This window comes from Aquibacillus koreensis (assembly GCF_025154055.1).
Taxonomy (GTDB): Bacteria; Bacillota; Bacilli; order Bacillales; family Amphibacillaceae; genus Aquibacillus_C; species Aquibacillus_C koreensis.
The window spans coordinates 1-22,308 of record NZ_JAOALK010000050.1 but is presented as its reverse complement, the minus strand read 5'-3'; the positions used below and the strand labels follow the sequence as shown (position 1 = coordinate 22,308).

The 22,308-nt window shown below is 37.0% G+C and carries 19 protein-coding genes, 2 tRNA genes and 1 other annotated feature; of the genes, 8 read left to right on the top strand and 13 right to left on the bottom strand.

The window, feature by feature from the left end; genetic code table 11:
- Positions 1-287: 287 nt before the first annotated feature.
- The 5 genes from NYQ66_RS14615 (at position 288) to NYQ66_RS14595 (ending at position 5,036) form a co-directional block, all read left to right on the top strand.
- The gene (locus NYQ66_RS14615; RefSeq protein WP_259870465.1) at positions 288-821 is read left to right on the top strand and encodes a YceI family protein; all 534 of its coding nucleotides are present in this window, start codon (positions 288-290) and stop codon (positions 819-821) included.
- Between the two features lie 203 nt (positions 822-1,024).
- Entirely contained in the window at positions 1,025-2,536 is a 1,512-nt protein-coding gene (locus NYQ66_RS14610; RefSeq protein ID WP_259870464.1) for a spore germination protein, read from the top strand.
- 10 nt (positions 2,537-2,546) lie between these two features.
- Positions 2,547-3,638 carry a GerAB/ArcD/ProY family transporter gene (locus tag NYQ66_RS14605; protein WP_259870463.1) on the top strand — a complete coding sequence of 364 codons (1,092 nt, stop codon included), beginning with the start codon at positions 2,547-2,549 and terminating at the stop codon, positions 3,636-3,638.
- Positions 3,635-4,870: a Ger(x)C family spore germination protein gene (locus NYQ66_RS14600; protein ID WP_259870462.1), complete on the top strand. Its 1,236-nt coding sequence runs from the start codon at positions 3,635-3,637 to the stop codon at positions 4,868-4,870. Before NYQ66_RS14605 ends, NYQ66_RS14600 begins: the two co-directional genes overlap by 4 nt.
- Position 4,871: 1 nt before the next feature.
- Positions 4,872-5,036 (top strand): hypothetical protein, encoded by a 165-nt coding sequence (locus NYQ66_RS14595; protein WP_259870461.1) that lies wholly within the window; start codon positions 4,872-4,874, stop codon positions 5,034-5,036.
- Between the two features lie 47 nt (positions 5,037-5,083).
- On the opposite strand, the gene NYQ66_RS14590 is transcribed toward NYQ66_RS14595, so the two are convergent.
- A tRNA-Arg gene (locus tag NYQ66_RS14590) sits at positions 5,084-5,156 on the bottom strand.
- Positions 5,157-5,412: 256 nt separating this feature from the next.
- On the opposite strand from NYQ66_RS14590, the gene NYQ66_RS14585 reads away from it, so the two are divergent.
- Both NYQ66_RS14585 and NYQ66_RS14580 read left to right on the top strand, forming a co-directional pair.
- Positions 5,413-6,054 (top strand): deoxynucleoside kinase, encoded by a 642-nt coding sequence (locus tag NYQ66_RS14585; RefSeq protein WP_259870460.1) that lies wholly within the window; start codon positions 5,413-5,415, stop codon positions 6,052-6,054.
- Positions 6,051-6,734 (top strand): deoxynucleoside kinase, encoded by a 684-nt coding sequence (locus NYQ66_RS14580; RefSeq protein WP_259870458.1) that lies wholly within the window; start codon positions 6,051-6,053, stop codon positions 6,732-6,734. The genes NYQ66_RS14585 and NYQ66_RS14580 overlap by 4 nt, the downstream gene beginning before the upstream one ends.
- A gap of 22 nt (positions 6,735-6,756) precedes the next feature.
- Here NYQ66_RS14580 and proC read toward each other — a convergent pair whose 3' ends face one another.
- From proC to guaB, 10 genes are all read right to left on the bottom strand, one after another.
- Positions 6,757-7,572, bottom strand: coding sequence for a pyrroline-5-carboxylate reductase (gene proC / locus NYQ66_RS14575; protein WP_259870456.1), 816 nt, complete (start codon positions 7,570-7,572; stop codon positions 6,757-6,759).
- Between the two features lie 44 nt (positions 7,573-7,616).
- A complete protein-coding gene (locus NYQ66_RS14570; protein WP_259870455.1) occupies positions 7,617-8,009 on the bottom strand; it encodes a bactofilin family protein in 393 nt (130 codons plus the stop codon).
- A 10-nt stretch (positions 8,010-8,019) separates the two neighbouring features.
- Positions 8,020-8,997 carry a M23 family metallopeptidase gene (locus NYQ66_RS14565; RefSeq protein ID WP_259870454.1) on the bottom strand — a complete coding sequence of 326 codons (978 nt, stop codon included), beginning with the start codon at positions 8,995-8,997 and terminating at the stop codon, positions 8,020-8,022.
- Positions 8,998-9,261: 264 nt separating this feature from the next.
- A tRNA-Ser gene (locus NYQ66_RS14560) sits at positions 9,262-9,354 on the bottom strand.
- A 141-nt stretch (positions 9,355-9,495) separates the two neighbouring features.
- The gene (gene serS / locus NYQ66_RS14555) at positions 9,496-10,770 is read right to left on the bottom strand and encodes a serine--tRNA ligase (RefSeq protein ID WP_259870453.1); all 1,275 of its coding nucleotides are present in this window, start codon (positions 10,768-10,770) and stop codon (positions 9,496-9,498) included.
- 598 nt (positions 10,771-11,368) lie between these two features.
- Positions 11,369-11,581 (bottom strand) — a binding site (T-box leader).
- A gap of 35 nt (positions 11,582-11,616) precedes the next feature.
- A complete protein-coding gene (pdxT, locus tag NYQ66_RS14550) occupies positions 11,617-12,207 on the bottom strand; it encodes a pyridoxal 5'-phosphate synthase glutaminase subunit PdxT (protein WP_259870452.1) in 591 nt (196 codons plus the stop codon).
- A gap of 21 nt (positions 12,208-12,228) precedes the next feature.
- Complete coding sequence (gene pdxS / locus NYQ66_RS14545; RefSeq protein WP_259870451.1) at positions 12,229-13,113, bottom strand: pyridoxal 5'-phosphate synthase lyase subunit PdxS; 885 nt, start codon at positions 13,111-13,113, stop codon at positions 12,229-12,231.
- A gap of 252 nt (positions 13,114-13,365) precedes the next feature.
- Entirely contained in the window at positions 13,366-14,715 is a 1,350-nt protein-coding gene (locus tag NYQ66_RS14540; protein ID WP_259870450.1) for a D-alanyl-D-alanine carboxypeptidase family protein, read from the bottom strand.
- Positions 14,716-14,836: 121 nt separating this feature from the next.
- Entirely contained in the window at positions 14,837-15,550 is a 714-nt protein-coding gene (locus NYQ66_RS14535; RefSeq protein WP_259870449.1) for a uracil-DNA glycosylase, read from the bottom strand.
- Positions 15,551-15,614: 64 nt separating this feature from the next.
- Positions 15,615-17,084, bottom strand: a complete 1,470-nt coding sequence (gene guaB, locus NYQ66_RS14530; RefSeq protein WP_259870448.1) for an IMP dehydrogenase — start codon at positions 17,082-17,084, stop codon at positions 15,615-15,617.
- A 346-nt stretch (positions 17,085-17,430) separates the two neighbouring features.
- Here guaB and NYQ66_RS14525 point away from each other — a divergent pair, with 346 nt between their 5' ends.
- A complete protein-coding gene (locus tag NYQ66_RS14525) occupies positions 17,431-18,396 on the top strand; it encodes a YaaC family protein (RefSeq protein ID WP_259870447.1) in 966 nt (321 codons plus the stop codon).
- 312 nt (positions 18,397-18,708) lie between these two features.
- Here the strand turns inward: NYQ66_RS14525 and ltrA are convergent, their stop codons facing one another.
- Together ltrA and NYQ66_RS14515 are read right to left on the bottom strand one after the other, a co-directional pair.
- Entirely contained in the window at positions 18,709-20,037 is a 1,329-nt protein-coding gene (gene ltrA, locus NYQ66_RS14520; RefSeq protein WP_259870446.1) for a group II intron reverse transcriptase/maturase, read from the bottom strand.
- 1,177 nt (positions 20,038-21,214) lie between these two features.
- The coding region (locus tag NYQ66_RS14515) for an IS110 family RNA-guided transposase (protein ID WP_259870444.1) at positions 21,215-22,308 on the bottom strand (1,094 nt) is incomplete at its 5' end.

Genomic DNA, 22,308 nt, shown 5'->3' with positions numbered 1-22,308 from the left:
AAAATAATCCGTTTATTCAATATTTTAGACTATTTAGTTTGAAAATTAAAGAAATAACTCCCAATTTATTCTAATACAGTTTTAAAAATTATCTGTTCTATATTATGACAGATTATTAAATGATTGAAGATGTATAAAAGAGTATTTTGGCTCACAAGGAAAAAATCATTAAAAATATATCCTAGTTTCGAGATAAAGTGGTTGACGTATTATAATTACTTCTTTATACTTACTTACATAAAGTAACTAAATAATAATAAATAACAAAAATTAATGGAGGGTTTTTCATGACTAAACAAACATTTAAGGTAGATCCAACACACACAAGTGTAGATTTCTCTGTAAAACACATGATGGTATCGAAGGTAAAAGGTGCATTTCACGAATTTGATGTGAACCTAGTTGCAGACCCAGCAGACTTAACAACTGCAGAAATAGAATTCAAAATTGGTGTAGAAAGCATTGATACACGCAATAAACAGCGTGATGATCATCTTCGTTCAGCTGATTTCTTCGATATTGAAAATCACCCACAAATGATTTTTAAATCAAATAATGTAACAAAAGTAAGCGAAGATGTTTACGAAGTTACTGGTGATTTATCTATTGCCGGAAAATCCAACACTGAAACATTTACTGTTAACTTTGAAGGTTCTGGAAAAGATCCTTGGGGAAATCAAGTATTTGGTTTTAGTGCAGAAGGAAAAGTAAAGCGTAGTGATTATGGTATTACGTATAATGCTGCTCTTGAAACTGGCGGCGTACTAATTGGTGATGAAATCAAAATCAATATTGAATTAGAGGCTATGTTAGAAGCATAGATGTGATTGATTATTAATCAAGACCTGTGAATTAAAAATTCACAGGTCTTTTTTTTATGTCACTGGTAATAAATACGATAGTTGAAACCTACATACCTTTCTCTAATTTACAATCTACTCTTCGATGTAAAAACATACATTCATAATTTTTCTTGATCTGACAAACACTACCCGTAAATGAACATGATGAAAGGAGTATGGATGTGTTTCATTTTTTCAAAAAAGCTAAAAAAGCTAATACACAATCAAAACCACAAAAAAATAACGATCCCATTCGATCGAGCCTCAAACACAATACTGAACACATCAAACAACTCTTTTCATACGGGACAAACAAAGATTTTTCTTATAGAGATCTAATTGCCAAATACAATCAAAAAGAGATGAGTTTGTTTTACTATAGTTCTATTGTAAACGGAGACAAGATTTATGAAGCAATCATACGTCCTTTATTAGAAGCAGAAGGAAATGAACTAAAGAATGTCGTTACAGTCGAAAGTCTAACAGAAATAAAAGACTTTGATGAAGTCATTGAACACATTAATAGTGGGAAAGCTATTTTATTTCAAGAAGGTACAGCTATTGCCTTTTCGATTGATGTTGCTCAATTTCAGTTTAGAAGTATTGGAAAAGCGGAGAATGAAAGTGCAATTAAAGGGCCGCAAGAAGCGTTTACAGAATCGTTGAATGTTAATATCTCGCTTGTGAGAAAAAGAGTACATGATAAACAACTCATTACAGAATCTAAGCAGGTAGGAAAACGTTCCAAGTCTGAAGTGAATTTTTTATATGTAAGTGATCTTGTTAATGACGATATATTAAATAATTTAAAAAAGCGTTTAGATGAGATTAATACCGATAGTGTTCGGAATGTAGAACTACTAGAACAGTATATTGAAGAACGACCATATTCAATTTTTCCAAGTATTCATTATACAGAACGTCCAGATAAAGCGGCTTCTTATCTAGAAGATGGATACATTATTATTCTAATGGATAATTCAGCAGCTTGTTTAGTAGTTCCTGTTACCTTTTGGTCATTTTTTCATGCGCAAGAAGACCGTTATTTGCGCTTTCTATATGGTAACTTCACCAGAGCAATCCGCTTGTTTGCTTTCTATTTAACAACAATGATATCTGCAACATATGTAGGTATTACTAATTTTCATAGTGAGATGTTACCTCCAGATTTACTGCTTGCAATCACTGCTTCAAGAGAAAGAGTTCCGTTTCCGTTAATTTTCGAGGTGCTCATTATGGAAGTTGCCTTTGAATTAATTCGTGAAGCTGGTATTCGTATTCCAAACCCATTAGGACCAACTATTGGGATCGTAGGTGCATTAATTTTAGGACAAGCGGCTGTTGAAGCGAATATTATAAGCCCAATCATTGTCATCGTTGCTGCAGTGTCAGGACTTACTTCTTTTGCGATAGCAGATGTAAGTATAAATTTTACCGTTCGAATAACGCGATTTATATTTATAGCTGCTGCAGGAACCTATGGTATGTTTGGTTTGGCAGGAGCCTTCTTAGTTTGGTTTATGTATGCTGCATCCTTAAAATCCTTTGGGGTACCATTTTTCTCTCCACTTGCACCTTATTTCAAATCACCAGGGGATACGGTCTTTCGTAAAGCTATTAAAAATGAAATATGGAGGCCGGGAAATCTTTTACCAAAGGATTTAAGAAAAAAAAGGGATTCAACTTCAAAATAGGTGGGGTACCATGAAAGATTATAAGACCTTAACTACAAGAGAGATGTTTGCATTAGTTACCTTATTAGTTGGGATTAAGTTTGCAGATACAACGCCTGCTCTTTTAGCCCAAAAAGGGCAGAATGCTTTTTGGATGATTCCAATTATCTCATTTCTAATTATTTTTCCATCCTTTCTTTTGCTTATCTATTTACTAAAGAGATATAAAGATAAGAATTTAGTTGAGCTATTAGAAAAAGTACTTGGGAGATTTTTCGGGAAATCCTTAGGGTTTCTTCTATTTATACTTGCATATGCTACACTCATTTTTGATAGTAGAAACTATGTAGAACAAATCAAACTACTTTACTATCCACAATCACCAACACTTATTATCTCTATTGTCTTTATGGCCGTGATATTTTTTTGTGCTAAACGGGGATTTGAAGTGATTGGTTTTACATCATGGATTGGATTACCATTAATTAAATTTGCTGTTTTTTTGTTAGCGGCATTAATATTTAAAGAAGCTGTTTGGAATCGTATCTTCCCAATCTTTGGTTCAGGAGTGCAAGTGATCGTTATGGAAGGTGTAAAAAACTCATCGATATTTCTTGAATTCTTTTTACTTACCATAGCTTATACTGCATTTAAAGATACAAAGTTCTTTAGAAGAGGGAGTTATTTTGGAGGTTTATTTGTCATTTTTGAGATTATCCTTTTTTTTCTTTTGTACACTGTAATCTTTGATTACAACTCTATTGACAAAATTGCTTTCCCATTCCATGAGATCACACAATATATTAATTTTGGCGATTACTTCACTAACATTGAAACTTTTTTTATGGTCTTTTGGCTATTTGCTGGGTTTATGCGCTTTATCATCCTGCTATATCTAATCACATGGATCTTTGGTGCTGTATTTAATATTAATGAATTTGAACCTCTACTTTTTCCATTTGCTTTCTTAGCATTAATGATAGGTGTCATCCCTGAAAATGCTATTGTAAATGAATTGATCATTAGAGATCTATTGTTAGATATATCCACTCCTTTGTTTGTGCTATTTCCTTTCATCCTATGGATTGTAGCACTATGTAAAGGGGAGTTAAAAAAAACATGAAAAGAATGATATGTATATCTTTACTACTTATGTTCCTTACTGGTTGCTATGATAAGGTCGAATTAGAGCAACAATCCTATAATGTCGCTATAGGTGTAGATCAAACTGATAAAGAAGGAACGTATGAGTTTACGTTTCAAATTACGAATCCTGAGGTTGGAACTACATCTGGTGGCGGTTCAGATGAAGAACCAAACGAAACGGTTACTACAAATGGTAGTGACATATTAACCGCAATGAATACAGTAAATTCATTTGTATCTAAACGAATGACATTGGACCATACAAAGGTCATTGTTATCTCAGAGGAATTAGCTCGTTCTGGCGATTTCCTTCAAATTATACAAGCAGCATCCCGAACAACACAAATACGTAGAGCTACCCAGATTGTTGTTTCGAAAGAATCTGCAGCGGAATTTCTAAATAATATAAAGCCTAAGATGGAGACTCGCACACATAAGTATTTTCAATATATGATTACACGTGCTACACAGACAGGAATTATTCCTGATGCTAGTGTCCATCGATTCTTTCAAATAACGGAAGGTGACGCTGATCTATTCTTAGCAATCTATGCTACAAATGAACACGAAGAAAAAAAGGGAGAAGGCTATGAAGATCAATATGTTGCAGGAGAAATTCCCCAAGAGGGAGGAAGCGACACACAATTCATGGGATCAGCTGTATTTAAGGAAGGAAAAATGATTGATACTTTGGATGGTCAAGATACACGTATTGCACATGTGTTAGATTACACATTAGATATGGATGAACTTCTTTCCACCTATCCGGATCCAATTCGTCCAGAATATCGAGTCGCAGCGGATTACATTCAAAAAACACCGGCAGAAGTTGAGATTCAATATAATAAAAACAAACCAACTAAAATAGATGTCACAGTGTCCTTTCAAATTGAGGTATTGGCTATCCCAAGTCTTGTTAATTATTCACAAAACAGTGCACATCAAGAACTGTTAAGAAAAGCGATAATAACGGACCTTGAAAGTAAGGCTAACAAACTGATTAAGAAGACACAGGAGGAATATGGGTCTGATCCTTTCTACTGGTCACTTTTTATACGAGATCAGTTTATCGACGTACCTGCATATGAAGAAGCTGACTGGAATAAAAAAATCTATCCAAATGCTGATATTACAGTAAGCTTTAATCTAAAGCGATTAGCCTTTGGTAAAATGCTAAATGATACAAACCTATCCGAAGTGAGGGATTAACATGCAGTTGTTACTTTTTATTGCTTTTTCACTATATGTTGCTTTTTATTGCTTCGCTTTTGGAAGGATTTGTTTTCAACAAGAGAATAAGTTAGGTGGCATTGCAGTGATGATGCTTATACCATTAGCACTAGCCTCGCCAGTTACTTATTTTCTAATTAGATAAAAGAGAGAGTATGGTTTTTTTTCCCATACTCTCTCTTTCCATTCCTATGGCCCCAGCAGGATTCGAACCTGCGACGCATGGTTTAGGAAACCAACGCTCTATCCCCTGAGCTATGGAGCCGTGTTCTTTTGTATCGTTAACGTTTTATTATTATACAAGACATTAAATTGAATTTAAATTAAATAACGCTACCTATGCAGAAGAATTTCTGCTTACTATTTCTCAAACGCTTCCTTCTTCAACCATGAAAAAAAGTTGTTATTTGGAAATTAAAATTATCTGTCCCATTGATCATAGGGTGTGATAAAATAAAGATTGTCTATCCGAAAATGATCGGTTTATGTTGAACTTTGACTTATGGATTGGAGGGGAAGAAATGAGTCAATTACCTTTTATTGCTGTAGAGGGCCCAATCGGTGTTGGAAAAACATCGCTATCAAATAAACTGGCAGCTCATTTTAATCTTCATTTATTAAAAGAAATTGTAGAGGAAAATCCTTTTCTCGGTAAATTTTATGATGATATTGAAGAGTGGAGCTTCCAAACTGAAATGTTTTTTTTATGTAATAGATTCAAGCAACTAGAAGATATCGATAAAAAGTTCTTATCGCAGGAAAGAGCTGTGATTGCTGACTATCATATCTCTAAAAATATGATATTTGCAAAACGAACATTGCAAGAAGGCCAATTTAACAAATATGCACAAATATATGATATTTTGACTAGTGATATGCCAAAACCTAATATGATGATCTACTTAGACGCCAGCTTGGATACTTTATTAACTAGAATCCAGATGCGCGGACGTGAAGTAGAGAAGAATATTCAACCAAGTTATTTGGAACAATTATCACAAGACTATAACACGTTTATGGATGTATTTGAAAGAGAAAATCCAGATATTCCAGTATTACGAATCAATGGCGATCACATAGACTTCATGAAATATAAAGATGACCTAGATTATATTATTCAATTAGTAGAGGACCATCTACAAAAAGGGGAAGTCACAGTATGAACTTAAGAGAAAAATACAATATTCCACACGATAGTGTCATTACAATTGCAGGTACAGTTGGCGTTGGAAAATCTACGATGACGAATGCTTTGGCAGATGCGCTAAACTTTAGAACATCTTTAGAGAAGGTGGATACAAATCCATACTTAGATAAGTTTTATAATGATTTCGGGCGATGGAGTTTTCACCTTCAAATTTATTTTCTTGCGGAACGCTTTAAGGAACAAAAAAGAATCTTTGAATATGGTGGCGGGTTTATCCAAGACCGTTCCATTTATGAGGATACTGGTATTTTTGCAAAAATGCATTATGAAAAAGGGACAATGACGGGCGTTGATTATGAAACATATCGTAGTCTTTTTGATGCAATGGTTATGACTCCTTACTTTCCACATCCTGATTTATTGATTTATTTAGAGGGATCATTCGAAGATATTGTGGATCGTATTAAACTACGTGGTCGACCAATGGAACAACAAACTCCGTTAAGCTATTGGGAAGAGATGCATCATCGTTATGAGAATTGGATTAATAGCTTTAACTCTTGCCCAATCTTGCGTATTAATATCGCTGATTACGATTTGGTATATGATAATACTTCCATAGAAACAGTGTTGGAAAAAGTTGGACACTTTATTCAACAATCTCGAAAATGGGAAGTAAGACAATTAACGAAATAAAAAATGATGGGGAATATCCCCATCATTTTTGTTTACCTAATTCTTCTGAACGTGTCGCAGCATTTTTAATACAAGCCATAATTGCTTCTTGAAAATGATAATTATCTAAGGTTTCTAAACCTGCTTGTGTTGTCCCACCAGGACTAGTTATTTTTCTTCTTAATTCAGATGGTGAATCACTTGATGATTGTAACATTTCTACAACCCCAGCAATTGTTTGCATGATGAGGGGTTTTGCTATCTCTGACTCTAATCCCACTTCTTCTGCTGCTTTCTCCATCGATTCAACCATATAATAATAAAATGCAGGGCCACTGCCAGCCAGTGCAGTAATAGCATGCATGTCTTCTTCCTTAACCACTATTGTCGTACCAATCGTGTTAAGTAATGACTGTACTTTTTCTACATGTTGCTCACTTGCATAGGACCCTTTTGTAATAGCTGTTGCTGATTTACCAACCATTGCAGAAGTGTTCGGCATCGAGCGTATAACAGGGATTTCAAAACCAATTACTTTTTCCATGAAATTCGTTGTGATTCCAGCTAAAACAGATAGAATTAAATGATTTCGTGTTAAGTAAGGTTGTAAGTCCTTAAGTGCAAGTTCAACATCCTTTGGTTTCATGGCTAATACGACAACATCAGCCTGACTTAATGCTTCTTGTTTATTTTGGGTAACGGAAATATTGTATGTATCTTTCAGATAATCTAAACGGTTCTGATTCGTCTTATTTGTCGCTACTACCTGCTCTGGATCTAAGTATTCCGTACTTATTATTCCGGCTATCAATGCTTCGGCCATTGATCCCGCACCGATAAATACTACTTTATTCTGCATGCTTATCTACTCCTGTCCCCTTAAGATCTAGATGCGCCTTCTTTTTAGTTTGCAACTGTTTCTATTTTATTCTGTTCCTTTTTTTCCTGTACTTCTTCTTGCTTCATATTACTATTTCCTTCAAATATGCCACCCTCATCAATCACAAAGGACTCCATTTTCACATTTCCTTTTAATCTTCCTTTAGATTCTATGTGGATTTTTCCTGTTGCAATAACCTCGCCAGCAATCGTACCAGCAATTATAATATTACGGGCATGAACATCCGCTTCTACTAAGCCGCCTGCTCCAACTGTTAGGTCACCAGCGCACTGAATTTCACCTTTTACTTTTCCTTCTATACGCATACTGCCTTCTGAATGGATCGTTCCACCTAAAGATGTTGTTGCTCCAATAATTGTATCTAACGTATCCAATTTTTTATTTTTACTTTTCATCTTCATTCACCTACTCTACCTTTATATTTTTTAACACTCTTTCCATAAAAGTCATATAAGGAAAAGGATCAATTGGTTCTCCATTTTCTATTATTTCGTAATGAAGGTGAACTCCAGTACTTCTACCAGTGGAACCCATGTAACCGATTATCTCTCCTTTTTTGACTTGATCTCCTTTCTCTACAACAATTTCTGCCATATGGCCATATCTCGTTTCTAAACCAGTTCCATGTTTTATCTTAACAGAATTTCCATATCCACCATCTCGGTTAGCTAATGTGACTTGTCCATCTCCCGCAGCATAAATTTCTGTACGGTACGGACCAGCAAGATCAATTCCGGTATGTATTGCTTGGTTTCTCGTAAATGGATCCAGACGATTACCAAATTCTGAAGTAATTCTTTCTGTATCTGCAGGCCAGTAAGTTGGCGTGAATTTCAACTTTTCATTATTCGCGTTATAGTTTTGAATAGAGGAATGATAGGCAGTGATTAGTTCTGAGACGGTACTATTTAACTTATCATATTTATGAAGCAAGGTATCTTGCGCTTGTGTTGTTGATGTATGTACGACATCATGTTGAACAGGCTTATCTGCTATTATTTCGATACCACCAGAAGGCTCACTTTCATTTGTATCATTGATTTGATCAGGATCTAAAGAAGTAATCATCGAGGTAAGCTCTTCCTCCAGTTCTGCTAAGCGGTTTACTTCTTTATCTAATGATTCTGCTTCACTCTGATAGTTTACAACTTGGTTCTCTACGTCAACCAGTTGTGTATTCATGGCATCTAATTTCTGAGATAGAAGTCTATTTTCATCCGTGGTCTGTTTAAGCGATGTTTGTGAAAAGTAAAGAAATGTAGTAAGTGAAATAAATAGTATAGGAAGGAAAACTACAGTTAGTTTAGGAATCTTTAGTTGAATTACACGTTTGTTGGCATCTGACATGACTAATAAAGTCAAACTCTTTTTTCGTTTACTCATAATAAATCCTCCATACAAGAACCTCTTACATAATTTTCGACAGTAACTTCTGTTTTCCTTCTTATCTTATCACATTTTAACAGAGTAACTGCTTACAAAATATATTAGAAAACGCACATTCGCTCGTCCTTTAGCGAATGTACTTGCTACTACGTCGAATACACTTCCTACACTAAAAATTTATACTTTCTTAACGTACAAAAAAACCGTTACATAGAATGTAACGGTTTTATAATCTCCAATTTTACGTTTGCGCATAAGAAATGGCGGAGGAAGAGGGATTCGAACCCCCGCGGGCCGTGAAGCCCCTGTCGGTTTTCAAGACCGATCCCTTCAGCCGGACTTGGGTATTCCTCCGTGACTGACGACAAAATTAATAATAACATCTCCAGAAAGGCTTGTCAACATCATTTATGATTTTTTCTTGCCTCTTCTTTTTTGAAGAGGCAAGTGTAAAAATCACTTCATATCGTACATACTAGTTCTCTCCAAACCAGACTATTTTATAACCGTTTTTCCACCCATATAAGGACGTAATACCTCAGGAATAACAATAGAACCATCCGCTTGTTGGTAATTTTCCATTATCGCACTAACTGTTCTACCAATAGCTAGACCAGACCCATTTAACGTATGCACAAATTCTGGTTTACCTTTTTCTTCTCTACGGAAGCGGATGCCTGCACGACGTGCTTGGAAATCCTCAAAATTAGAACAAGAAGAAATCTCACGGTATGTTTCATTACTTGGCATCCATACCTCGATATCGTATTTTTTAGCAGCTGTAAAACCAAGATCTCCTGTACACATGCTCATCACACGGTAAGGAAGCTCCAATAACTGCAATACTTTCTCCGCATGTCCCGTTAATTCTTCAAGTACTTGATAAGAATCTTCAGGCTTCACAAACTGAACTAATTCTACTTTATTAAATTGATGTTGTCTAATTAATCCACGTGTATCCCTACCAGCAGATCCTGCTTCAGAACGGAAAGATGCACTAAAGGCCACAAACTTCTGAGGCAGTTGTTCTGCCTTCAGAATATCATCACGGTAATAATTTGTTACAGGAACCTCTGCGGTTGGTACTAAGAAATATTCCCAATCCTGAATTTTAAATGCATCTTCTTCAAACTTAGGTAGTTGACCAGTACCAGTCATGCTTGCACGGTTAACCATGTATGGTGGAAGCATTTCTTCATAGCCATGCTCATCTGCATGAAGGTCCATCATAAAGCTCATTAACGCACGCTCAAGTCTTGCCCCTAATCCTTTATAGAATACAAAACGGCTTCCAGTTACTTTAGCGGCCCGCTCAAAGTCTAAAATACCTAGCTCTGTTGCTAGATCCCAATGGGCTTTATACTCGAAATCAAATGTTGGTACTTCTCCCCATTTTCTTGCTTCCACATTATCATCTTCAGATTCCCCAATTGGTGTGCTCTCATGTGGAATGTTAGGGATAGAAAGTAATAATGTTTCTAACTGCTCCTCTACTTCCTTTAACTCTGTATCAATTTCTTTTACTTTGTCTCCTACTTGTCGCATTTCTAAAATAAGGTCATCGGCATCTTTCTTCTCTTTTTTCAATACAGAGATTTGTTTAGATACATCATTACGTTTTGCTTTAAGTTCTTCTGTTTCTGCAATTAACTCTCTTCTTCTTACATCTAAATCGCCAAATTTATCTAAGTCAGATAAATCTTCACCTCTGTGTTGTAACTTTGCTTTTACTTCATCAAAATTTGATCTTAAATACTTCATGTCTAACATCTTTTATTTCCTCCTTTTATCTGTTAACCATTTTGTTTTATCACTTAACTTTAACTAAGCATTCGATATAAACTCCGTCGTAACTAAAAATGATAATGGTGCTTTACCGTTCCGGAAATACACTCCGCTTTCCGTGGGGCGAGCGCCGAGCCGCTTCGTCGCTTCGCTCCTGCAGGGCCTCGCCTGTCTCGCAGATCCCACAGGAGTCTACGCGTATTTCCTCCACTAGCATTACAATAATGTAAATTATCTAGTTTCTTTTGTTGCAGATAACAGTAGTTTCATGTGATTTATCATTAAAACCCATAGTGATGCAGATGCTAGAGGAACAAGTGAAATTGGCGACACTCCTGCGGGAACAGCGCGAGCCGAAGATCCACTCAGGAGCGCACTTTGCTCCTGAGTTAGCTGAGGCCGTGCCCGCAAGAGGAATCTGAACTTAGAAAAATCCGGGTTTTGGGATTTTTCGTGATTCCTCCTCGGAAAGGGAGCCAATTTCACTTGTGGAGCGGGTGTGATAGTTACTGTAAAATTTTCATACCTTGTGAATTAGCCACAAAAACAAAAAACTCCCATCCCTAATAACGTTTAAAAACGTATTAGGGACGAGAGTTTTGTTCCCGCGATACCACCCTGATTGAAGACAAGTCTTCCGGCTCACTTACATGATAACGGCGTAACGCCGAGTATGCCTACTATCTTCAACATACTTGCTCCAGGATGGATTCACAGCAACCTTACACCGATTTACACCGACCATCGGCTCTCTTTAGAAAGATAGACTGTTACTATTTCCTATCAACACTTTTACTTATTATATTGTTATATAGGATAACGAAAAAAACGTTAAGATGCAAGTTCTTTCTTGCTCGTTTTGACCATTTCCACAAAATATGCGGTTAAACGATGGTCATCTGTTAACTCTGGATGGAAAGCACTGCATAAATAATGACCTTGTTTTGCTGCAACGATGGCATCGTTAAATGTTGCTAGAACTTCTACATCTGTTCCAACTTCAACAACATATGGTGCACGAATAAACACTGCTTCAAAATCATCCGCAACACCCTTAACTTCTAGTTTTGCTTCAAATGATTCCTTTTGTCTACCAAAGGCATTTCGTTGCACTTTCATATCCATTAACTCTAAGTGTGCATGGTCTTGCCCAACAATTTCATTTGCAAGTAAAATTAATCCTGCACATGTACCAAATATAGGCTTGCCTGATTGTCCAAATTGTTTTAAAGCATCTAAAAAGTCATATTTATCTATCAACCTTCGCATGGTTGTGCTTTCTCCACCAGGAAGAATCAATCCATCTATTTCATCTAACTGTTCTTTTCGTTTGATAATGATACCTTCAGCACCTGAGGCTTCAACAGAACGAATATGTTCTCTAACTGCACCTTGAAGTCCTAAAACACCTATTATTGTCATTTTCGTTCTCTCCTTTTTACCTTACCATCCGCGATCTTGCATACGTTGTTCAGGAGCGATTGTACCAATTTCAAGACCCTTCATTGCTGTACCAAGTCCTTTAGATACTCTGGCGATCAGTTCATAATCCTCAAAGTGTGTTGTTGCTTCTACAATAGCTCTTGCAAATTTTTCAGGGTTGTCTGATTTAAAGATACCTGAACCTACAAATACACCATCCGCACCAAGTTGCATCATTAAAGCTGCATCTGCAGGAGTAGCAATACCACCAGCTGCAAAGTTAACGACTGGAAGACGTCCTCTTTCTTTAATATCAAGAAGTACTTCAAATGGCGCACCGTGGTCTTTGGCAAACGTCATGATTTCATCCTTAGACATATGAACTAACTGACGAATTTGTGATTGAACTTCACGCATATGACGAACAGCTTCTACGATGTTACCTGTACCTGGTTCACCTTTTGTACGAAGCATAGATGCACCTTCACCAATACGGCGAGCAGCTTCGCCAATATTACGACAACCACAAACAAATGGAACTGTGTAGTCACTTTTAAGTAAGTGATACACTTCATCAGCTGGCGTAAGTACTTCACTCTCATCAAGGTAATCTACACCCATAGCTTCTAAAACACGTGCTTCAACGATATGTCCAATACGTGCTTTTGCCATTACTGGGATAGAAACAGCATTCATAACTTCCTCAACGATTGTAAGATCCGCCATTCTAGCAACTCCACCAGCTGCACGAATGTCTGATGGTACTCTTTCTAATGCCATGACAGCAACTGCACCAGCTTCTTCTGCAATTTTAGCTTGCTCTGCATTGACAACGTCCATGATCACGCCGCCTTTTTGCATTTCAGCCATTCCACGTTTTACTCGATCTGTTCCTAAATTAGACATATTTATTATCCTCCCATTTTAAACAATGAATACTATGATTAGAAAAAACCACGAAAATATGCCGAAGTTTTCCTATTTTTAAATCGATTTATTGTTTTCAGTATTATTCAACATTGTATAACAAAGATCAACAAAAGCCAAGTACATGAGTCAGATATCATGGCCTATGCCAAACCTCTTTGCGGACAATAACACACAAAGAGGTTCGTTAGGTATTTATTAACTTTATTTTGAATTTCCAATGCAATCAGCTTAACTAAACCAGCCTTTAACAGTATCCACTACAGATGTGAAAATGTTACTAAAGAAATCACCAATTCCGCTTAGTGTTAACATAAACCAGTTTTGCTTTTCAACAGCACTAGTTGTAATAAGATCAACAGACTGAACAAGACCATCACCATTAATATAACCATAATCAATATCGCCATTGTAGACCAGTTCCATTGTTCCTACTTTTTCGCCCTCTTCAATTGGAGCTGTTAACTCACCATCTTCATTCAATTTACTTTCATCAAATGTATAGTGAACAGAGTAGCTATCTTGATCTCCATTCTTTATCGTAGCACTGATTGGAGCACTCGTTTCTATTTCAACCATCTCTTCTTTACCTTTAGCCACATCAATGGAAGACTCATCTTCTATTTGAAATCCTGCTGGGTATAATTCTTGTTTTTCAAATTGCCCAAAGCCATATTCCAATAGCTTTCCTGTTTCAACAAATCTAGCACCTTTACTTTCTGTTTTCATCACTACTGTAATCAGACGACGCCCATCTCTTTCAGCAGTTCCTGTAAAACAATATCCGGCTTCTGTTGTCCATCCCGTTTTTAGGCCATCTACGCCTTCCACGCCATATTGCACAAAATTATTATCTTCCCATGGTAACATCCAGTTTAAGTTTTGAAGTTCACGTCCATCTAGTTCAGATAATAATGTACTAGAAAATTCAAGTACTTCTGGATAGTCATTTAATAAATGATAAGCTAGTAGGGCAGATGATCTAGCTGATAGCAAATCATCAGCATTAGGGTCTGTTCCTTCAGGGGCTTCTAATCCTATATCCGTGTAGTCTTTGTTAGAAAGACCTGTTGCATTTACAAATTGGTATTCTGTCAAACCCATTTCTTCCGCTTTCGCATTCATCATCGTTACAAATTCGCCTTCTGAACCCGCAACCAATTCAGCCAATGCGATCGTAGTTGCATTATCAGAGATGATTGCCATTGCTTCATATAATTCACGAACCGTGTACTGCTTATCTTGAATTAAACCTATTCCAGATGAAATACTACTTGCTGATACATTATACGCACGATCACTAATTAATGTTGTCGTATCCCAGCTAATTTGACCTTCATTAATAGCTTCTAACACAAGATATTCAGTCATCATTTTCGTCATACTTGCTGGTGGTAATTTTATATCCGCATTTTTGGCAAATAATATCTTGCCTGTTTCTGCATCAACCAAAATTGCAGATTCAGCTGCTACATCAAAGCTTTCTGCTGCTTTTGATGATAATGGGTTAACTGTAACCGACGATACAACAATAAGAAACGCTAGTAAACCAAAAAAAGATGCTCTTAATTTATGTCTCAACTCTCTCTACCTCCACCAATAAAAGTATGCATCTACGCTATTCTATCACACCCTCTATGAAAGGGGAACGTCCTTTAGTAGGGCAATTTGGTATTTTTTTACTTGATCTATTACAAGTAGATTATCCTAACCAATTGATAAGGTCCCATGTATGTAAAAAACACTGAGACTTTAAAAAATCATCCTCGTATTTCTCACTACACATCATTGGATGTCTACTTTCATAATATACGCCATTATTTATTTTTTTTCGATATGATTTCGCTTCATTTCCCCATAAAAACCAACGAAGGCTTGGACGATTTTTTGATATATATTGAATCACTTGATCAGAGAATGGTTCCCAAAGCTTTTTATGGCTATTTGCTTTTCCTACTCGACATGTGAACGATACATTTAAAAAGAGAACACCTTGTTGTTCTAATGATTGAAACCACTCATTAGGTGGTTTTATTGGAAACTCTTTACTTTCTATAGCACTCTTTATATCCTGAAAACTTCGGATGTCACTATAGTTTTCGATACCAAGGTAGTTTTTATGAACCAAACGGACAATATTTTTAATGGATACTTGTTTAAATGTTTGATTCCAACTTTCCAGTCCACCAACTTCAAATGCTCTACCTGTTGCAACTCCTTTGGCTGGATAAACGTCCTGTCCTAACCAAACCACTTTTACTTTATTTAAATCTACCGACAAAAACTTTAAAATAGCAGCTCGATTAGTAGGATTAAAGTCAGTACCAATAGATTTCTCAATATTTTCTAATAGAGAAACGACATCTGGAGTCAAAAAGGCTTGCCATGAAGGATGAATTTTTTCTGCAATAATCATAAGATCCCTCCATATGTAACAGAGAAGGGGCTGAACCAGAAGATTCAGCCCCTAAACCTCAGCATTATAATGAATAGTTTGGTGATTCCTTCGTTATTTGAACATCATGTGGATGACTTTCTCTTAATCCTGCACCAGTCATACGGATAAACTGGGCATCATTTCGTAACGTTTCTAAATCTTTGGCTCCACAATATCCCATACCAGATCTCAGTCCACCGATTAATTGATGTACAGAATCAGCCAGTGGTCCCTTGTAGGCTACTCTTCCTTCAATTCCTTCAGGCACTAATTTTTTCGCTTCTTCAGATTCTTGGAAATAACGATCCTTTGATCCTGATTTCATTGCAGAAACAGAACCCATCCCACGGTACACTTTATATCTTCTACCTTGGAAAATCTCTGTTTCTCCTGGGCTCTCCGTCACCCCAGCAAATAGGCTACCTAGCATTACTGCATGGGCACCGGCTGCTAATGCTTTTGCGATATCACCAGAATATTTAATACCACCATCAGCAATCACTGGAATTCCGTGTTTACTAGCTTCTGTCGCACAATCATTCACTGCTGTTATTTGTGGAACTCCAACACCCGCTACTACTCGAGTAGTACAAATAGAACCTGGTCCAATTCCGACCTTAATTATATTTGCCCCCGCTTCGATTAACTCACGTGTTGCCTCTGCAGTTGCCACATTTCCTGCAATGATGTCGATATTAGGATATTTATCTCGGACTCTTCTTACTTGTTCGATTACACCCTGGGAATGCCCATGAGCAGTATCAATAACTAACACGTCTACTCCTGCGTCTACCAATTTATCAATACGCGTCATCGAATCAGCCGTAACACCAACCGCAGCACCTGCTAGCAGACGTCCTTGTGCATCTTTTGCTGAGTTAGGAAACTCAATTACTTTTTCAATATCCTTAATTGTAATTAATCCTTTAAGTACGCCGTGTTTATCAACTAGAGGCAATTTCTCTATTTTATGTTTTTGTAGGATTTTAGCGGCCTCACTTAATGTTGTACCAACTGGTGCGGTAACTAAGTTATCACTCGTCATGACATCAGAGATTTTAATAGAATAATCTTCAATAAAGCGTAAATCTCTATTCGTTAAAATACCTACTAGCACTTGCTCATCTGCATTATTTACAATGGGTACACCAGATATTCTAAATTTCCCCATTAAATGTTCGGCATCAAATACTTGATTGTCCGGGAATAAGAAAAATGGATTGGTAATTACACCGCTTTCTGAACGTTTTACACGATCAACATGCTCTGCTTGCTCTTCAATCGACATATTCTTATGAATAACACCAATTCCGCCTTGACGAGCCATTGAAATAGCCAGCTCTGCTTCTGTTACAGTATCCATTCCAGCGCTTATAAGTGGAATGTTCAAATTAATTCTTGAAGACAATTCTGTTTTTACTGAAACATCTCTAGGTAATACCTCTGATTTTGCTGGTATTAATAATACATCATCGAACGTTAAACCTTCTTTAACAAATTTATCCTCTCTCATTCTTATCCTCCTCTAATAGTAAAGTCATGCTTTGGTTAAGCTATAAACATATGTATAAATGTAAAGCAACGTCGCCTTTTTCACCCTAAAGAATCACGCAGTTCATACTTAAAAAGGTATATAACATAGAGTGAAAAGGAGATAGTACTTGAAATGTGATTAGAAACTTTACTAACGTCCTTGTTACATGAATAAAAATCAAAGGTACCTAACCTTCGACATAGTATCTGTAAAGTATTTCTTTTAACTATTGTTATTTACAATACGATATCACAAAGGCTTTTTCAACCTTTTTTATGGATGAAATCGCTACCATTTAAAATCTTTAAAAGAAAGGAATTAATAAATGATACAAAAGGACATTTTACAATTCCTGACCTATTTAAAATCAGCACAAACAGCTCAAAAATACTTAGAAGAATGTTATGAAAAAAATGAAATAAAAGAGGCTAATAAATACAGCTATGAAAATAGTGATCGGTTTCTTTACTATCTAGAACATGGATTACAATTTTATGAGGCAGGAAAAGCATCCGGTATTACCGTAAAACCGATTTTGTATTTTTATGGTATGGTACATCTTTTAAAGGCGTGTCTATTAACTAGAAAACCTAATTATCCAGAAAACACTGCTATGTTAGCACATGGGGTATCCACTAGAAAAAGAAAAAAACAAGATTATGCATTTTTACAAGACGAAGTTAAAGTGCAACATAAAGGGCTTTTCCCTTATTTCGTAAAACATTTATATCACATGGATCGAATTCCTTATGAAAAAATTGATATGCACAAGCTCCTAGTTACAATCCCAGAGTTAAATGAGTTATTTTACTTTCACACAGGAAAACATCCGTTAATAAAAGTAAGTCACTTACATGAAAAAAAAGTACACATTCCAACTGTATTATTAGATCACTATCATCTAACAGAGGAGAGTTTGCTTGAAAAACTGATGAAGCATCTACCTGATGTTGAACATGTGAACAAAGTGGATTCTTCGCTTGAAATCGAGCTAAGTCGTTCCTTAACTCCTGACTCCAAAGGTCCATTTTTCTTTCACATGGAAGAGTCCGCCTTTTTCTTACCTGGAAAAAGGCAGTACTTTCTCAGTAGTCATGAAGTAATGCATCATTATTTAATTCTTTATAATCTTAGTATGATCTGTAGATATGAAACCGAATGGTGGGGCGACTTACTTCATACGATGCCAACAGAAGACTATCCATTTATTGAACAATTTCTATCTGTCACATCAGAAAAAGTTCCTATTTTATTAGGTTATTTTTTATTAAATGAAAAGGGTGTTAGGTGAAAGAAGTAGCACGTGACGGAGTTTATATAAACTCCGACGTAACTAACATACCCGCTACACAAGTGAAATTGGCTCCCTTTCCGAGGAGGAATCACGAAAAATCCCAGAACCCGGATTTTTCTAAATTCAGATTCCTCTTGCAGGCACGGCTTCAGCTAACTCAGAAGAAAGAGCGCTTCTGAGTGGATCTTCAGCCCGTGCGGTTCCTGGTCGAGTAAGCGGGAGTGTACCACACAGTTTTGTGGATGCACTCCTCACTCCTCACAGAACCGTGCGTGCAGTATTATTGCACACGGCTCTTCCTATCAACATTCACAGAATATAGCTTAAGTCTTTCTTTAAATCATATATGTTCACTTTAGTGCTAGGGTGAGGTAAAGGATACTTTCTAAGGAATAGGTTGAATTTATCCCAACTGAATGATTTTCTTTGGCTTCTCCGATTCATCCACTTAAACAGTAACTTTCTAACACGATCTAGAAATGTCTGTACTGCCCTTAAATTATCTGTGATACAGTAATAATTGTAGTAGCCATTGAGTGATCTCCTTAATCTGTCCATAATGTCTCTAATATCCATGGTTCGATTAGCTTTAAGCCACTCTTTCTGTTGCTTTAGCTTGGCATTTACTTTCTTTCGGCTTGTTTTCCGCTTGACTCGAAACTTGCCATGTTTACTTTTACCACAGTAGTGAGTGAAGCCCAAGAAATCAAATGTATCGGGTTTATCACGCCCATTACGCTTACCATCTTCCTCCGCAAATCGGCCAAAGGTGATGATTTTCGTCTTATCCTCTGCGACTTCTAGTTTAAACTTTTGTAGTCTCTGAATAAGTGCGGAATAGAAAGCATCGGCTTCACTTTTATACTGAAAGCAACACACAAAGTCATCCGCATAACGAACCATGTAGGCTTGACCCTTTAAGTGCTTTTTAACCACTTTCGCAAACCATAAGTCTAATACATAGTGTAGATAGACATTGGCTAGTATCGGCGAAATGACACCCCCTTGGGGTGTTCCCTTGTCCGTTTCAAAGTATTTACCTTCCTCCATGTGACCACCTTTTAGAAATCTGGCGATGATTCTTAGAAGATTGGGATCATTAATGCGATGTTTAAGGAATTTCATCATCCATTCATGATCTACATTATCAAAGAAGCCTTTAATGTCGACATCTACAATGTAGTTGGTTTTGCGCTTTTCAATGTACACATTTAGTATCTTTAATGCATCGTGACAACTTCTATTTGGCCGGAAACCAAATGAACAGTCAAGAAAATCATTCTCATAAATAGAGTTCAAGATTTTCACCAAAGCACGTTGAACGATTTTATCCTCATGGTCTGGAATACCTAACGGTCTTTTCTTCTTCGTTCCTGGTTTATTAATATATGTCCTTTTAACCGGAACAGGTCGATAGGCCTTCTTCTTAAGACGCTTCACTAGCTCTTTAATGTTGTCGTCTAATTTCATTCCATACTTCTCTTTGGTAACACCTTTAATTCCTGTAGCTTTACCACTTGGAAGTTCATGGTGACATTGCTTGAGATTTTCTTCATTCAATAGATGTACCAATGATGTGAAGACCGTATCAGGATTCATTTTCGCTAATTCTGTTATCCTTGTTAGTTTCGTTTCCATTACTTATCCACCTCTGTGTGTAGTTAATGTTTCCCTTTCAAGGGCGTTGACAGGTAGTCGCCTTTCCTCTGTCGGCATTACCCGATTTCATAGGTACTATGCGACTATCCGACTGCCTTTAAGCATTTGACAACCCTCACTTTATTATCGCTTGTTCGTCATTACTCTAACTTTTTAGAGACTTAAAGGCTCTCCCGAGTTGCCGTAATATATCAATGTGTAACGTGCCGAGGTCATCGACTCCGAGGAAGTTATTATTCTCTTGCCTTTAACGAGAATAGCAATATTGCCTTCTGTGCTCCTGAGAACATCGGCCTTCCTAATTAAGGCGAATTTCGAAGCTCAATCCCTTCAACCACTTGGCTTACGGCCCATTACCTAGCTGTCTACGCTTAAAGGCAAGGTATTACCACCTGCCCTCCAAGACTCGCTACGAGTGAATGGCTAGTTCTTTCTCGACGGGAATCCCACCCGCTATATATTACGACCTATGCTCGGTCGCTCCAGGAGTGTCGCCAATTTAACTTGTTCCGCTAATGCTGCTTCTCAAAATATAGTCTAGTAATGATCATATAGTTGCATTCACTTGTAATAAGTGTATTTTTAATACGCTTCATAAAGCTAGTGGAGGAAATACACGGAGACTGATATGAACGAAACTGTCAAGCCCCACTCACACTTATTAAAATATCGGGTTTTTGTGCAACCTTAAATTAAGAGTCTTTTACGGCTCTTTTTTCATTTATGAAGCAGTAACTGCTACAATATTTCCTTCTTCTTAGCTTGCCAACACTTCCTCAATGCTTCAATTGGTTGTCAAGTGCTTTCCTTGACTACCAATTGAAGCATTGAGATCCTCGTGAAAGCTAAGAATAATAAATCTATATTTATCCCCTTTCTTTAATTTATAAAGAAGATAAATACACGGCACGAAGGCAAAAATCTCTACTCCGATGAGCATACTGATATCCGTGGGTTGTCACATTTTATCGTTCCGTCTGAGGAGCTATCACGAACTCCTGGCGTGCGTTCACCGAGTCATTCTTATGGCTAGCACAAGTCTCCGTCGTGTGTTCTCCTCTACGGTTTTTACCTTTGCCTTCGAGCCCTATATTTATTTCCTTTTAATCATTTCTCTTCCTGCTTATTTGCCCATGTGCCCATTGTCAAAAGAACATCAACTTTTATTAGATCCATAAGTAGATTCGTTGGCAATTGCCCAAATAAAACCTGCCAATTCTCTCGCTACGGCTGTTATAGCTTTTCCACTTTCTTTTCCGCGCCCTAGTAGGCGGAAGTACTTTGTATGCAAGCGATTTTGAGCTTTCCATGAGATTCCTAAAACATTTGTAGGATGGTCCTTTTGTCGCTTTTTCAATTCTCCTTTGACTGCAGGCTGGTATCTATAGCTCCACGCAGCCTCTATTAAAAGTTTCCGAACATGTCTATTACCTGTCTTGGTTATCTCTCCTAGTTTTCGTGTTGAACCACTAGAATTTTCACTAGGCACCAGTCCAGTGTATGACATAAAATGTTGTGGTGTCAGAAATCGATCGAAAGAGCCTATCTCTGCAACCAAACTAGTAGCCGTGATCACTGCTACCCCTCTTAACGTCATAAGGGTTTGAATCATTGGGGCATGGGCTCCTTCTTTGGCTTGGTTCTCAATTTCTTTTTCTAGTATTTTTAGTCGTTGCTGAAATTCTTTCAGCTGTTGTAAATATTCTTGGAAAGCAATTCGAGATGGTGATCGATCAAATTTTAAGCTATTTAGCCAATCCCAATATTTCACTGTCCACTTCCTGGTGCCTTCAGGTGGCTTGATTTCATTTCTTAGTAGAAATTTTGTTAGTCTGTGTTTTGCTCTTAATTCGTCTTCTTTAACATCTTCACGAGCTCTAACTAAATCACGGAGTGCCTCATCATCTTCCGTTGGTACATAGATGGGGGTTAATTCTCCCGCACGATAAAGTGTGGCAAGTTTAAGAGCATCACGTTTATCGGTCTTTATTTTTTCTCCAGGTTTCCGTGGTATTAAAGATGGCGCAATTACTTCACATTCAATATCCATGCTCTTAAGGAGTCGATATAGTCCATATCCAGTTGGCCCAGCTTCGTAGCACACTCGTAGTTGATCAGCTCCTCCTAGTTTTTTTACTAAATGTCTAATTGCCTCAACAGTATAACTGATCATGCCTATATATCTCGCTTTAGTTCGTCCCTCATCCGCAACCGCTACTGCAATTTTGTCCTTTGATACGTCTAAACCTA